This is a genomic window from Chryseobacterium sp. StRB126 (genome assembly GCF_000829375.1).
Lineage (GTDB): Bacteria > Bacteroidota > Bacteroidia > Flavobacteriales > Weeksellaceae > Chryseobacterium.
Genome location: NZ_AP014624.1, coordinates 556,109 through 570,762 on the forward strand (window position 1 = coordinate 556,109; position 14,654 = coordinate 570,762).

18 protein-coding genes are annotated in these 14,654 nt (G+C 36.6%); 11 read left to right on the plus strand and 7 right to left on the minus strand.

Annotated features, from left to right (window positions below):
- Position 1 precedes the first annotated feature (1 nt).
- The 7 genes from CHSO_RS02510 to CHSO_RS02540 all read left to right on the plus strand — a co-directional run bounded on the left by CHSO_RS02510 (position 2) and on the right by CHSO_RS02540 (position 6,144).
- Entirely contained in the window at positions 2–868 is an 867-nt protein-coding gene (locus CHSO_RS02510) for an NAD kinase (RefSeq protein WP_045492029.1), read from the plus strand.
- A gap of 69 nt (positions 869–937) precedes the next feature.
- Complete coding sequence (gene fbaA, locus CHSO_RS02515; RefSeq protein ID WP_045492031.1) at positions 938–2,008, plus strand: class II fructose-bisphosphate aldolase; 1,071 nt, start codon at positions 938–940, stop codon at positions 2,006–2,008.
- Between the two features lie 91 nt (positions 2,009–2,099).
- Positions 2,100–2,954, plus strand: coding sequence for an acetyl-CoA carboxylase, carboxyltransferase subunit beta (gene accD / locus CHSO_RS02520; RefSeq protein ID WP_045492033.1), 855 nt, complete (start codon positions 2,100–2,102; stop codon positions 2,952–2,954).
- A 54-nt stretch (positions 2,955–3,008) separates the two neighbouring features.
- Positions 3,009–3,518, plus strand: a complete 510-nt coding sequence (locus tag CHSO_RS02525) for a DUF6973 domain-containing protein (RefSeq protein WP_045492035.1) — start codon at positions 3,009–3,011, stop codon at positions 3,516–3,518.
- A 336-nt stretch (positions 3,519–3,854) separates the two neighbouring features.
- Positions 3,855–5,258, plus strand: coding sequence for a nucleoside recognition domain-containing protein (locus tag CHSO_RS02530; RefSeq protein ID WP_045492037.1), 1,404 nt, complete (start codon positions 3,855–3,857; stop codon positions 5,256–5,258).
- Positions 5,259–5,307: 49 nt separating this feature from the next.
- Positions 5,308–5,673, plus strand: coding sequence for a four helix bundle protein (locus tag CHSO_RS02535; RefSeq protein WP_045492039.1), 366 nt, complete (start codon positions 5,308–5,310; stop codon positions 5,671–5,673).
- A 78-nt stretch (positions 5,674–5,751) separates the two neighbouring features.
- Positions 5,752–6,144: a hypothetical protein gene (locus CHSO_RS02540; RefSeq protein WP_045492041.1), complete on the plus strand. Its 393-nt coding sequence runs from the start codon at positions 5,752–5,754 to the stop codon at positions 6,142–6,144.
- A 15-nt stretch (positions 6,145–6,159) separates the two neighbouring features.
- On the opposite strand, the gene CHSO_RS02545 is transcribed toward CHSO_RS02540, so the two are convergent.
- The 4 genes from CHSO_RS02545 to CHSO_RS02560 form a co-directional block, all read right to left on the minus strand.
- Positions 6,160–7,050, minus strand: a complete 891-nt coding sequence (locus CHSO_RS02545) for a hypothetical protein (protein ID WP_045492043.1) — start codon at positions 7,048–7,050, stop codon at positions 6,160–6,162.
- A 22-nt stretch (positions 7,051–7,072) separates the two neighbouring features.
- The gene (locus CHSO_RS02550; protein ID WP_045492045.1) at positions 7,073–7,471 is read right to left on the minus strand and encodes an ExbD/TolR family protein; all 399 of its coding nucleotides are present in this window, start codon (positions 7,469–7,471) and stop codon (positions 7,073–7,075) included.
- A gap of 12 nt (positions 7,472–7,483) precedes the next feature.
- Complete coding sequence (locus CHSO_RS02555) at positions 7,484–8,188, minus strand: MotA/TolQ/ExbB proton channel family protein (protein WP_045492047.1); 705 nt, start codon at positions 8,186–8,188, stop codon at positions 7,484–7,486.
- 174 nt (positions 8,189–8,362) lie between these two features.
- Positions 8,363–8,824, minus strand: coding sequence for a hypothetical protein (locus tag CHSO_RS02560; RefSeq protein WP_045492049.1), 462 nt, complete (start codon positions 8,822–8,824; stop codon positions 8,363–8,365).
- A 168-nt stretch (positions 8,825–8,992) separates the two neighbouring features.
- Here CHSO_RS02560 and CHSO_RS02565 point away from each other — a divergent pair, with 168 nt between their 5' ends.
- From CHSO_RS02565 to CHSO_RS02575, 3 genes are read left to right on the plus strand one after another with little or no spacing between them, the layout of a single operon-like run.
- Positions 8,993–10,789, plus strand: a complete 1,797-nt coding sequence (locus CHSO_RS02565) for a DUF885 domain-containing protein (protein ID WP_045492051.1) — start codon at positions 8,993–8,995, stop codon at positions 10,787–10,789.
- 55 nt (positions 10,790–10,844) lie between these two features.
- Positions 10,845–11,291, plus strand: a complete 447-nt coding sequence (locus tag CHSO_RS02570) for a DinB family protein (RefSeq protein ID WP_045492053.1) — start codon at positions 10,845–10,847, stop codon at positions 11,289–11,291.
- Positions 11,292–11,313: 22 nt separating this feature from the next.
- Positions 11,314–12,219 (plus strand): DUF6438 domain-containing protein, encoded by a 906-nt coding sequence (locus tag CHSO_RS02575; protein ID WP_045492055.1) that lies wholly within the window; start codon positions 11,314–11,316, stop codon positions 12,217–12,219.
- 77 nt (positions 12,220–12,296) lie between these two features.
- On the opposite strand, the gene CHSO_RS02580 is transcribed toward CHSO_RS02575, so the two are convergent.
- Positions 12,297–12,917 carry an endonuclease III domain-containing protein gene (locus tag CHSO_RS02580; protein WP_045492057.1) on the minus strand — a complete coding sequence of 207 codons (621 nt, stop codon included), beginning with the start codon at positions 12,915–12,917 and terminating at the stop codon, positions 12,297–12,299.
- Between the two features lie 33 nt (positions 12,918–12,950).
- Between CHSO_RS02580 and bcp the strand changes: the two genes are divergently transcribed.
- The gene (gene bcp, locus CHSO_RS02585) at positions 12,951–13,400 is read left to right on the plus strand and encodes a thioredoxin-dependent thiol peroxidase (protein WP_045492059.1); all 450 of its coding nucleotides are present in this window, start codon (positions 12,951–12,953) and stop codon (positions 13,398–13,400) included.
- 71 nt (positions 13,401–13,471) lie between these two features.
- Here the strand turns inward: bcp and CHSO_RS02590 are convergent, their stop codons facing one another.
- Both CHSO_RS02590 and CHSO_RS02595 read right to left on the minus strand, forming a co-directional pair.
- The gene (locus tag CHSO_RS02590; RefSeq protein ID WP_045492061.1) at positions 13,472–14,005 is read right to left on the minus strand and encodes a GNAT family N-acetyltransferase; all 534 of its coding nucleotides are present in this window, start codon (positions 14,003–14,005) and stop codon (positions 13,472–13,474) included.
- Positions 13,974–14,639 carry a hypothetical protein gene (locus tag CHSO_RS02595; protein ID WP_045492063.1) on the minus strand — a complete coding sequence of 222 codons (666 nt, stop codon included), beginning with the start codon at positions 14,637–14,639 and terminating at the stop codon, positions 13,974–13,976. The genes CHSO_RS02590 and CHSO_RS02595 overlap by 32 nt, the downstream gene beginning before the upstream one ends.
- Between the last annotated feature and the right edge of the window lie 15 nt (positions 14,640–14,654).

Sequence of the window (14,654 nt, forward strand, 5' to 3'; positions counted from 1 at the left end):
CATGAAGGCAGCCATATATTCTCAGAAAAAAGATCTTGATACTTTTTTATATTTAAGCAAGTTTATCTCTGAACTTGAAACCAGAGGTGTAAAATCTGTTCTGTACGATGAAATGGCTGAAGCACTTCAGTTTTCGAAAATATTCGAAACATTCAACAACAAACAGGACCTTTTAGATAAGGAAGTAGATCTTTTCTTCACTTTCGGTGGAGACGGAACCATTGTAAATTCACTAACTTTCATTGAAGATCTTGAAATCCCAGTAGTAGGTGTAAATACCGGAAGATTAGGATTTCTTGCCTTTTTCACCAAAGAAGAAGTTTTTAAAGAACTGGATTCTATCTTAAAAGGAGATGTAAAAACAAGCCGCCGTTCGGTGATTGAAGTGGTTTCCCCCAATCTGGAAGGTTTTTTTCCTTATGCCTTAAACGATGTAACTGTTTCAAGAAAGGAAACAACTTCCATGATTACCGTAGACTCTTATATTAATAATGAGTTTTTGAATGTATTCTGGGGTGACGGGGTAATTATCTCCACTCCTACCGGATCTACCGCTTATTCTTTAAGTTGTGGCGGACCTATCATTTCTCCGAATAACGAAAATTTCGTCATCACTCCTATTGCTCCTCACAATCTGAATGTAAGACCCTTAGTAGTAAATGACAAAGTGGAAATCAAGTTCAGAGTAGAAAGCAGAGTACCACAATATTCATTGTCTTTAGACTCCAGACTGATTCATATTGAAACCGATAAGGAAATCATCATCAGGAAAGCAGGCTTTCAGCTTCTTCTGGTACAGCCCAACAATTTGAGCTTTTACGAAACCATCCGTCAGAAGCTACTTTGGGGACGCGACAAAAGAAATTAGTGATTGCTTAAAAATCATTACCTTTACACGAAATTAAACACCTAATAAATTTATAATAAAAAGTAAAACATGAGCAGAATTTTTCCGGCAGGAGTTGCCACAGGTCAGTTAGTTACTGATATCTTTCAGTATGCTAAAGAAAACAAATTTGCATTGCCTGCAGTAAACGTAATTGGATCAAGCAACGTAAACGCTACAATGGAAACTGCAGCGAAATTAAACTCTCCTGTAATTATTCAGTTTTCAAATGGTGGAGCTGCTTTCAATGCAGGGAAAGGATTAAGCAATGACGGACAAAAGTCTGCAATCTTAGGAGCTATTGCTGGAGCAAAACACATTCACACTCTTGCAGAAGCTTACGGAGCAACTGTAATTCTTCATACAGACCACTGTGCAAAAAAATTATTACCTTGGATTGATGGATTAATGGACGCTAACGAAGAATTCTTCAAGCAGACAGGGAAATCTCTTTACTCATCTCACATGCTAGACCTTTCTGAAGAATCTTTAGAAGAAAACCTTGAAACTTCAGCTAAATATTTCGAAAGAATGGCAAAACTTCAGATGACTCTTGAAGTAGAAATCGGAGTAACTGGTGGTGAAGAAGATGGTGTTGACAACTCAGACGTTGATAACTCTAAATTATATACTCAACCTGAAGATGTAGCTTATACTTATGAAAAATTAAAAGCTATTTCTGATAACTTTACTATTGCTGCAGCATTCGGTAACGTACATGGAGTTTACAAGCCAGGAAACGTGGTTCTTACTCCAAAAATCCTTGACAACTCTCAGAAATATGTTCAGGAGAAATTCGGAACCGCTGATAAGCCAATTAACTTTGTATTCCACGGAGGTTCAGGATCTACTTTGGAAGAAATCAGAGAGGCAATTGACTATGGAGTAATCAAAATGAATATCGATACTGACCTTCAGTTTGCATATACAGAAGGCATTAGAGATTATATGGTTAACAATGTTGATTATTTAAGAACTCAAATCGGAAACCCTGAAGGAGAAGAAAAACCTAACAAAAAATTCTATGACCCAAGAGTTTGGGTAAGAAAAGGTGAGGATACTTTCTCTACAAGATTGGTACAAGCATTTGAAGATTTAAATAACGTAAATACTTTAAAATAAGAACTGTACATTTGTATCAATGTAAAAAGCATTCATAGAAGAGTGTATTTACATTGATACATTTTACATTTATACATTAATACAATTAAAAATGGCATTCGACTGGTTTAAAAGAAAAGCAAAAAACATTACCACCTCTACTGATGAGAAAAAGGACGTTCCCAAAGGTCTATGGCATCAGACTCCATCTGGAAAAGTTGTGGAACATGATGAATTAAAGAGAAATAGCTATGTTTCTCCTGAAGACGGGTTTCATGTAAGAATAGGAAGTGCGGAATTTTTTGACATCCTTTTTGACGGAGGTAAATTTACCGAACTGGATGCCAACGTTGAAAGTATTGATATCTTAAACTTCAAGGATACAAAACCTTATAAAGACCGTTTAAAAGAAGTAAAAGCAAAAACAAAACTTACAGATTCTATCAGAAACGCTGTAGGAACTGTAAAAGGAACTGAAATGGTAGTTTCCTGTATGGATTTCGCTTTTATTGGGGGATCTTTAGGTTCTGTAATGGGTGAAAAAATCAGAAGAGCTGTAGATTACTGTATCGAACACAAACTTCCGTATATGATTATTTGTCAGTCCGGAGGTGCAAGAATGCAGGAAGCGACTTATTCTTTGATGCAATTGGCTAAGGTACAGGCTAAATTGGCTCAGCTTTCAGAAGCGGGTCTTTTATACATCGCTTACCTTTGCGACCCAACTTTTGGGGGAATTACAGCATCTTTTGCGATGACCGCTGACATCATCATGGCTGAACCTGGAGCACTAATCGGTTTTGCAGGACCAAGAGTAATCCGTGAAACAATCGGTAGAGATTTACCGGAAGGATTCCAGACCTCTGAATTCCTACAGGAAAAAGGATTTGTTGACTTCATTGTAAAAAGAACTGAAATTCAGGATACTGTTGCTAAAACGGTTAATTTATTAGCAGCAAAAGCATAGTTTCTGTAACAAAAACAATACAATCTCTCTCTAATTGGGGAGAGATTTTTATTTATGAGGACTTTTAAGATATTTTTCAACACCATCAGGAGTATGAGTTTTAAGAAGATTATGCGTCTCTTATCCCTTGTTCTTCCCCATCCTCTTTTTGCGATACTCAGCTTTCATGCAACAGTTAAAGCCTTTACTATCGCTCAGGCAAAATTCCCCGAAACAGCGTCAAACAATGGCATAGGAAACGCTTTCAGACACGCTCTTTGGTGCTGTTTTATCATGATGTATTGCAGCAAAGTTTCTTCTCCTAAAAAAGCACTGGATTTCTGTAAAAGAATGACAGATCTCCACGAAGAATTGTTTCCCAACCAACCGTTGGAAACCAAAATGGACCTTCATAACAATAAGTTAGGAATGGATTATTTCATGGAATTATTACCCGGAATCCACCGCCAATTCTTCGAAAAAAGTTTTTTTGTAGAAGGATTAGTAAAAAAGATGGATGATGCTAAAGTCTTAAAGAGCTTAGATGACGACTTTGAGGGGCATCTTGTTTATCTGGAAGAATAGTTTTTTATTTCAAACGCAAGGAATACGCAAAGAAGTTAAAAGCTTTATGCATATTTTTCAGCCGCAAAGGCACTTCGTTCAGCAAAGGACTCCATCAATACACCCCGCTGAATGCTAACGCCGCTGCGATCGTAAAATTTTTACTTCAAATAAAATCTTAGCGAACAAGCGTTAAAATAAATCAGCATACAAAAGGCTGAAATCACAGATTTTCAAAAGATTAAATGCTTTTTCAACCACATGACTGAAACTTTCTATAAACTTAGTAGTTTAATTCTTTTGTGACTTTTGCAGTTTAAAGTATTTTTGATAAGTTTAAACAATTAAATCAATCGAATGGTTCTCAGCAGAATTTGGTCGGCATTCATTATCATTGCCATTGCCATTGCCAGTATAAAATACATTTCGTCAAGTCATTACAAAACCATTTTCAATGACATGGTGGTTGGGAAAGGCGGCGATACAGTTAAGATCACAGCTCAGCCCATGAGTGCTCTCTCTCCTGTTGTAAAGGACAGCTTGATGAAGAAAAATGATTTTGCAGACAGCAGAATTCACTATAAGACAGATTCTTTAAAACAAAATGTACAAGTTTACCGTGTTCAGGAAGCCGATGGAGTGATCGGAACTTCTGAAACTGCTGTAAAAATATGCATTGGATTGATTGGAATTATGACTCTTTTTATGGGATTCATGAGTATTGCAGAAAAAGCAGGCGGAATCAATCTTTTAAGTAGATTGATTCAACCATTCTTTTCTAAACTATTTCCAGATATTCCTAAAAACCACCCCGCATTTGGCCACATGCTAATGAATTTCAGTGCCAACCTTCTGGGGTTAGATAATGCTGCCACTCCATTCGGATTGAAAGCAATGGAGAGCCTCCAGACCTTAAATCCTAATAAAGATACCGCCAGCAATTCCCAGATTATGTTCCTGTGTCTTCACGCAGGTGGAATGACGCTGATTCCGGTATCAATTATTGCTATCAGAGCTTCAATGGGATCCAAAACTCCGACTGATATCTTCCTTCCTTGTATGATTGCTACTTTCGCCGCTACCCTGGCAGCTATGATTATCGTTTCTTTATATCAGAAGATCAATCTTCTTCGCCCGGTAGTTATTGCTTATGTGGGTGGAATTTCAGCGATTATCGGGTTATTGGTTGTTTATCTCGTGCAATTGAGCAAAGATGAGCTTGATGATTTCAGTAAGATATTAAGTAATGGGCTTATCCTCTTTATTTTCCTTGCTATCGTACTTGGAGCCGTTTATAAAAAAATTAACGTTTTTGATGCCTTTATTGAAGGTGCCAAAGAAGGATTCTCAACCTGTGTCAAGATTATTCCTTACCTGGTTGGAATGCTGATTGCTATTTCCTTACTAAGAACTTCAGGAGTTTTTGATGTTATTATTGATGGAATGAAATGGGTAGCCAATGTAGCTCACCTGGATCCAAGATTTGTAGATGGACTTCCAACCGCATTAATTAAGCCTTTGTCCGGTTCCGGAGCAAGAGGAATGATGGTAGATACGATGGCCACTTTTGGAGCAGACAGTTTTCAGGGTAAATTAGCAGCCGTTCTTCAGGGAAGCTCAGATACTACGTTTTACGTGATTGCAGTCTACTTTGGTGCCGTAGCTATAAAGAATACAAGATATACCGTAATTGCCATGCTTTTGGCCGATTTAGTAGGTATTATCACCTCAATTGCTTTAGCGTATCTTTTCTTTGCTTAATCTAGTTGCTGGTTTGTCGGTTGCTAGTTCTTACTGCTAAAAATGATATATGAGCTATAATAAACTTGATATTTACAACATTGCTTTTGAATTGTTTATTGAAACACATCAATTGTCCCTGCAACTACCAAAGTATGAACTATACGAGCTTGGCAGTCAATTAAGACGCTCAGCAGACTCAGTTGTTACAAATATCGCAGAAGGTTATGGAAGAAATAGCTATAAAGGAGACTTCATCAGATTCCTCACTTATTCTCAGGCAAGTTGTGATGAAACGGTATGTCACTTATCAAAAATCACAAGACTTTACCCCGAATTAAGCCAAGAATTTAAAACCAAATCTGAACAATATAAACTATTAGGAGGAAAAATAAATAATTTTATAAAATATGTTCAGCTAAGCTGGCGTACATAAACCAATAACAAGCAACAAACAACTAGCAACTAGCAACTAGCAACTAGCAACTAGCAACTAGCAACAAAACTACCCATTATGATTACAGATAAAGAATTCACACTAAGACTCATCCGCCAGCTGACACAGGCATTAGAAAAACTGATTCTGGATAAACCGGAAGAAAGTTTATTACAAAAAGAGCTGGATTTCGATACTTTGATGCGTGACATCTTCAAAATGAGCTTCACAGAAGTTTCATCTATGACCAAGGAAGAAATGATTGTTCTTGTTAATGAAAGACAGGAAAGAGATCATAAAGATTATTACGAAATGCTGGGAAACCTTTTCTACTTTAAAAGCAGAGAAGCACAAAATAAAGATTTTCAGGATAAGGCAAAAACATTCTATGAACTGTATCTACAGACCAGCGGAATCTTTGCTCTTCCCATCATCAATAGAATAAATGAATTAAAAAAAGCACTTGAATAAAGTGCTTTTGTATTTTTAGAATGTAATTTTATAAGTTCCGCTGGAAGATACATTGGCTTTCTCCGCTTTCACATATTTCTTCACCCAACTAACGGATGTAGACGATACACAAGGATCTGAAATACCTCCGGATCTTCTTGCAGAAACAACATTTCCAGCTTTATCTACGGTATAAGCAATTGTAATAGAACCACTGGCTGTACAGCTGTGAGACGGTTGCGCCCCACCTCTACCCATAGTGCCGGGAATATATCCTACCAGTTTTCTGTCAATCCCCACTTTACTGTCACCGTTTCCTTCTCCACCTAATGGATCTCCAGCATTTCCGGGGCCATTTCCATCTCCCTGTCCGCCTGGTTTTTGTCCTTTCCCTCCTAGAAACTTACCAATGGCTGCATTTCCTTGCCCGTCACCATTTCCGGTTTTCGAATTGGCTTTAGCAGCTCCTGATTTTTTAGTGTTTTTAGCAGTACTTGTGCTCGTAGCCTCTTTTTTTTCTGCTTTTTTAGATTCCTCTTTTTTAGGAACCGTATTTTTTGAATTATTTCCAGTAATAACTTTTTCCTTCACATCAGCTTTCTTCGGCTCAGGTTTTACTACAGGCTCCGGCTTTATTTCTGTTTTGGTTTCAGGAACAGGAACTTCCACGGGTTCCGGTGTTACCACTTCTGTTTCAGCAGCCAAACTTCCAGGCTGTTCAGCAGGCTCTTCAACACCGTTTCCGTTTCTATTATCCCCGAAGTTTACCAGCATGGTGGTTATTACTTCAGGCTCTTTATCCAGTTCGGGCTTTAATTTATAGTAAAAAACAAAAAGCAGAATGGCAGCCCAAATCAGGATAGAAAGCAATGCGCTCTTTACCCGATCTCGGTTTTCTTCGTTTTTGTTTGCGGTGTAGCTTCTCATCTTAAAAAATGACTCTTAGCATTTATTTATCCTTAACGGTTGCAATAGCAATGTTAAATTTGTGTTTTTCAGCGATTTCCATTACAAAAACAACATCTTTATGCATGGTATTTTCATCAGCTCTGATCGTAAAAGATTTATTAGTCTGTCCGTTTAATTTATCTGCAATGATCTGCTCCAGTTCTCCTCTGTTTACAGGATTATCATCTACAAAATAAGATCCATCCGGCTTGATACTTACGATAACAGGATTGGGAATATTATCTTCAACTGCTCCGGCTTTCGGCAGATTCACCTCTATAGCACTTTGATTGGCTGCAGAGGATGTAATCATAAAGAAGATCAGCATCAACAGGATAACATCTGTCATCGCTGCTAAACTGAATTCCGGATTTGCTTTATTTCTTCTCTGAATTTTCATCTTAAGAAAGATTTATAAAGGTTTATTGATAAGATCTAAAAATTCTCCAGACATATTCTGAGCCTTCAGTACAAACTTGTCAATTCTTGTCAAAAGAATATTGTAACAGAAGTTGGCAGGGATTGCCACCGCAAGACCAACTGCCGTTTGTCCCAGGGCTGTATATATACCCTCCGAAAGTGTTTTCGGAGAGAAAGATCCGGTTGCATGCGATAGATTAAAGAAAGCAATAATCATCCCGATTACCGTTCCCAAAAGACCTAACATTGGTGCAATACTCGGTACCACCGCCAGAAGGTTCAGGTTTTTCTCCATATTGGCAACCTCTACCTGCGCCTGAGCTTCCATAGCACTTACGATATCAGAAACAGGGCGTCCTAATCTTGAGATCCCTTTTTCAAGAATTCTTCCTTCCGGAGAGTTCTGTGTTTTGCAATAATCTGCGGCTGCTTCTATTTTTCCTTCCTTAATAAAGTCTTCAATATTATTCATGAAGTTGGAGTCTGTTTTAGATGTTACTCTTTTAATAAAGAAAAACCGTTCAAAAAACAGATACAAAGAAAATATTCCCAACAGCAATACAATTGCCATCACTATTTTAGCGAAGGCTCCTCCGTGGAACATGATTTTCCAGAATGAAAATTCTAAATTGTCTGCGGCAACTGCAGGGGTAGTGATTTGTGCAAATAAAATCTGAGAAAGTTCCGTTAACAGCATTAAATGTGAATTTTATTAAAGTTTCAACGACAAATGTAGTGGAATATTATGAATTGCTCTCTTAAAAAATGCTTAAAAACAACTTAAATTTTGTTATGATTTATAAACAGCAAATTTCTTTCCAAAAGAAATTTTGAAAAGAAATCTGGTATTAAAAAGAATGATAAGCAGCGCTTAGTCTTCGTCTACTTCTATATCATCCTGTTTGAACTCGCATTTTAGTCTAAAAGGAATCGGAGTATCGGATCCGGTATAGAAATCATCAATGGTTCCCTTCCATATCACCTGAAGCTCATCCTCTTCATTCTTCTCGAAAAGAAGCTCATTGTCATAGACATAAGCATCTTCATCATCGAAAAGATCCACCTCTGTATAGGAGTCCTCGTCAGAATCATTGATTTTGAATGTTTTCCCTTCTATTTCCGCAGAGTCGATAGGAAAATCGAAGACTTCAAGTGAAAGCTGCGGAAAGTTGTACTGTAATGAATCATCATCTACGTGATCCAAACTGTCATCCGTAATAATTTCAACCTCTAAAAAATGTTGCTGGTTGCTGTAAACTGCTTTACAATAAGTGTTTCTAATATTGTATTTTAGCGTTTCGTCCGGATGGTAAATTTTTAAAATCCCTTTCATTTTTTCTTAAAAAAGAACTGTAATAATATGATTGTTAAACGTTTTAGACAAAGATAAAAAATTGATTTAATGTGAAAAGGATTTTGAATATTATTTTTTAAAATCAATTCATACAATGGGTCTGAATCTACCAATAATACTTACTTTTGTTTTATAAAGATTCTGAAAATGAAAAGTATTTTATCGAAAAGTATTCTGGGAATAGGCTTGATGATCGGTCTTGCCTCGTGCAAAAAGACGGATTCACCCCTTACGAAGGTGACTCCTACCAATCTGGATTCTATTGCATCCAATTATTATGAACAGTATCTTAAACTCTATCCTTTAGATGCTACCGCTCAGGGAGATCTAAGATACAATGATCAACTTCCCATCAATATTGATAAAGATTTCATCTCAGGAGAGGTTGCCTTTTACAATTCTGTACAGAAACAGCTGGAAAATGTAGATTACAAAGCTCTTTCTGATGAAGATAAAGTAGTATATGATGTATTGGATTATACTTTAAAAGATAAAATTGAAGCTTATGCTTATCACCCAGAATATATTCCGTTCACTCAGTTCGGAGGTTTGCCTTTGAATTTCCCTCTGTACGGAAGCGGACAGGGGAGCCAGCCTTTCAAAACGGAAAAAAACTATAACGACTGGCTGAAAAGAATGGAAAAATTCCCGGAATGGATGGATGCAGCAGTTGACAATTTCCGTGATGGAATCACCAATAAAGTGGTTCTTCCTAAAAAACTGATTGTTAAAATGATTCCTCAAATGAAAGCGGAGGAAATCACAACTCAGGACATGGAAAAGAATATTTTCTACGGCCCAATTAAAAACTTCCCAAAGAACTTTACACAAGCACAAAAAGATAAATTTGCAGCACTTTATAAGGATGCAATCACAAAGAAAATCATTCCTGCCTATACTAAAATGGGAACATTCCTTGAAAAAGAATATTTACCAAAAGGCAGAGATACGGATGGATACAACAGCCTTCCTAACGGAAATGAAATCTACGGTTATTATGTAAAAAGCTGGACGACAACAAAAAAGTCTCCTGAAGAGATCAACAAAATCGGATTGCAGCAGGTTGCTATGCTTCGTACAGAAATGGAGAAAGTAAAACAGCAGGTTGGTTTTACAGGAACATTGGAGGAATTTATCACTCATGTGAAAACAGATCCTAAAGCAATGCCTTATAAGACCTCTAAGGAGGTTTTGGATGGATTCAACAGTATTCTGGCAAAGATCACCCCAAAGTTGAAGACGATGTTCAATGTAGCTCCAAAAACAAAGTTTGAAATCAGACAGACAGAGAAATTCAGAGAAGCCAGTGCAAGTGCTGAATATATTCCAGGAACTCCTGATGGAAAAAGAGCAGGAATTTTCTACGTTCCACTTCCTGACCCAACCAAATTCAATGTTACTTCAGGAATGGAGTCTTTATTTTTACACGAAGCTATTCCAGGACATCATTACCAGTTTTCCCTTCAGCAGGAAAATACAAAGCTTCCTAAATTCATGAGATTCGGATGGTTTGGTGCTTATGGAGAAGGATGGGCACACTATTGCGAGACGTTAGGCCCTGAGTTTGGTCTTTATACAGATCCTTACCAAAAAATGGGTTATTTAAGCGATCAGATGCTGAGAGCTGTAAGACTAGTAGTAGATACAGGTTTGCACACCGGAAAAATGAGCAGAGAGGAGGCTATTAAATACTTCCTGAGCAATATTTCTTATGATGAAGGATCTGCAGTAGCTGAAGTAGAAAGGTATATGGCCATGCCGGGACAGGCTTTAGGATATAAAATCGGATCTTTAAGAATTCGTGAACTGAGAGAAAAGTACCAGAAAGAGCTTGGTAATAAGTTTAATCTGGCAAGTTTCCATGATGAGGTATTAAGCCAGGGATGTCTTCCATTGGATGTTTTGAACAGAAAGATGGAGCTTTGGGCAGAAAAACAAAAATAGTATACAAATGGGACAATTAAGAAATGTCCCGTTTTTTAATTTAAATTCAATCACAATGATCACAGCACCTCTACGTTCTCTTTACCATAGAGACCTCAACAAATTAAAAGCAGAAATCGAAGCGTATCAAAACGAAGAAAATCTTTGGAAAATAGATAAAAACATTTCCAATTCCGCAGGAAATCTATGTTTACACCTTATTGGAAATCTTAATCATTTCATTGGAGCTCATCTTGGAAATACAGGATATGTGAGACACAGAGAGCTCGAATTTTCGTTAAAAAATATTCCAAGAGCTGAACTTATTGAAAAAATTGAATCCATGACAATTATGATAGATTCAGTTTTAAGCCAGCTTCCGGAAAGTGAAATGGACAAGGAATATCCATTGATCGTTTTTGAGGAACCCATGACAACCGGCTATTTTCTGATTCACCTTATTACACATTTGGATTATCATTTAGGACAGATTAACTACCATAGAAGGTTATTAGATATTTAAACCAGAAGTATACAAGAATTTCATGATCTTAAAAGTATTACTTATCATATTCTTTTTATCATCTGTCTCTGTTTTTTCGCAAAATCATAAAAAAACAAACAGAATAGATTCATTACAAACGGTAGAAGACATTCAAAAATTCATTGAAGAAAAAAATATAGATTATACTATAACCGTTTCTGACAAGCTTCAGTATAGTGACCAATGCAGAAGCATTAGCGACAGCCTGAATTTCAGACCTTGGATAAAAGAAGATTTTGATCAAAATGGATTAACTGATCTTCTCCTCACCGGAAATACTAAAGATGGACCTAAAACAATCTGTATTCTGGATATGGGAAATGAATTTAACACCAAGAAAATCACCAGAGGAACGCTCTATGAACCTTGTGCTTTCGTGACTGCAAAAGATGGTAAAATAGAATATAAAAGTGAGAAATTCCTATCCAGAAACGGATATTTCAGCAGCTTGCAGACCGACTACCTAATCTATAAGTTTGGTGAGTTCATAGAGGAAAACAGAAATCCCAAAAGGGATAATATTCTGGAAATAGAATTCGATGCATCCCCATGTTATGGAAGATGTGCTTCATTCACGTTGAAAATTGTATCGAACCGAGATATAGAATGGCTTGCAAAAAGAGATAACCACGTTAATTTTCATGATTATTCCGGAACTTACAAATCTAACCTTTCTCAAGAACAATATAAAGAACTAACCGAAATTCTTAATTATATTGATTTTGAAAATTTGGATGAGAATTACAGCGTGGGATACACTGACTCTGCTACAGGAACCTTAAAAGTTACTTATAACAACCTTAAAACCAAGAAAATTAGCGATTATGGAATGATGGGAACACGGGGCCTTCAAAAATTATATAAGATCCTTTTTGACCTACGAGGTAGTGTTGAATGGAAGAAATAATAAAATACCCCTAAAAAGTGTCTAACTTTTTGGGGGCAATCCATTGAAAATGATTTTATTTTATATCTATAAATTGTTTACTTCTCAAACATCATTTTAGTAATAAAGTCCTTCTCTCCTTTTCCTCTTGCCGGAGAATACTCTCTGCCATAGAAAATAATCTGAAGATGAAGCTTGTTCCATACTTCTTCAGGGAATAATTTCTTTGCATCTTTCTCTGTTTCCACTACATTTTTACCGGAAGTAAGCTTCCACTGTGTCATCAAACGATGAATATGGGTATCTACAGGAAAAGCAGGAAATCCAAACCCTTGGCTCATCACTACAGATGCTGTCTTGTGTCCTACGCCCGGAAGCGCCTCTAATTCTTCATAAGTCTGTGGAACAACACCATTGTGTCTTTCCAGTAATAGTTCAGCCATTCTTTTCAAGTTCTTGGCTTTGGTATTGGATAATCCTATTTCTTTAATTAATTCCTTAATCTGAAACTCTTCCAGCTTCGCCATTCTCTGTGGAGTTCCGGCTACCTCGAAAAGGTTTGGGGTAACTTCATTCACCTTTTTATCTGTTGTCTGCGCAGAAAGAGCAACAGCAACCATTAAGGTATAAGGATCCGTGTGATCCAGAGGAATAGGTGTTGTAGGATACAATTTATCCAGTTCAATCTGAACGAGCTCAGCTCTTTGCTTTTTTGTCATTTTACCCTTAAATTTGAACAAAAATAAATCATTATGCTGAAAGTTGGAGATAAATTACCTCAATTTGAAGGAACAAATCAGGATGGAGAAGCAATATCTTCATCAAAATTAATCGGAAAGAAACTTGTTGTTTTCTTTTATCCTCAGGCCAGCACTCCAACATGTACTGTGGAAGCCTGCAATCTAAGCGACAATTATTCTAAACTTGAAAAAGCAGGATATCAGCTATTGGGAGTGAGTGGAGATTCTGTAAAGAAGCAGAAAAACTTCCATAGCAAATTTGCCTTCCCTTATGATCTTGTTGCGGATGAAAACCGTGATATTATCGAAAAATTTGGAGTTTGGCAGGAGAAAAAGACGTTTGGAAAGACTTATATGGGAATTGTAAGAACCACATTTATTTTTGATGAAAACGGAGTGTGTACCAGAGTTATTGAAAAAGTAACGTCCAAAACAGCTGCTGAGCAGATCTTAGAAGGGTAATTTTCAGTACTGATAAAAAGAAAAAATCCACAAATAGTCTTTGTGGATTTTTTGTATTGTAATGTTTGATTTTATTCTGTTTCGTAATAATTTAATTCTTCCGTTTCACCGGGAAGCGTAACATATTTTTTAAACTTCAGCCCTAGTTTTTCAATTAGTTTTTGAGAAGAACCATTATCTTTTGAAATAATGGCAGATATTTTAGACAATCCAAAGTCATCCATCCCGATGGATTTCACCTTTTGAGCGGCTTCAAAAGCATATCCTTTTCCTTCAAACTCTTCCAATAATGAATATCCGATATCTACAACATCAAGACCTTCTCTTTCAAAGATTCCAACGGCTCCTATTTTTTCATTACTATCCTTGGTTACTAGAAGGTAGTTTCCATATCCTAATCTTTCAATCTGTGGAGCAAATCTATTCAGAATATAGTTTTCAGCATCTTCAATCGTATTCACATTTCGGTTTCCGATATGTTGAATAAATTTAGGTCTGTTATAAAGTTCAAAAATAAAATCTCTGTCTTCAGCAGACATTGGACGAAGTATTAAACGCTCAGTTTCATAGGTATTATCTGCGCTTGGATGTTTTCTTAGGCTCATCTTGTTTTGGTTCTTCTTTTTTCTCGACTTTTAAAAGTCTTGGGTTATTAGCACATTTTTTATTGTAAAGCTCAATATAGGTCCCATTATCCTTTACATTTGTTACAAGCCCGGTAGTTTTATTAACCGTTAATGTGAAATGTGTTTTCTGATAAGGGCATTCTTTGGATGTTAATTTCCCAAGATCCAGATAGTAATTCTTTTGATCTTCATGATAATTTCCTGCCAGATCCTTGAATTCCTCATCAACCATATAGCCATCAGCAGACAGTATTATTGCCGCTTCCTGGGCATTATCTATCTTTCCAACAAAAGTTTTTAACGCCTCTGTATCAAGAATATAATTAATTTTTCCTCCTAAAGAATAAGCTATGTAATAAAAGCTATCTTCATTGGGAAACAGATTAAACCCGGAAAACTGAGGTGTATAACTCATCTTTCCACCGGAAGTTTTGATTTCCTCTCCTTTTCCATAGCTATTGTATACCAACACCCAAGAATCTACCTTATCATCAGGTTCAATTCTTTGTAATACATTAGGGATGCTCGAAAACTTTTTCTTCTCCTGAGCATATCCCAAGATAGTAAAAAGCAAAAGTGCTAAAGTCGTGAATCGGAGTGTGCATTTAATCATAGCCTAAAAATAAGC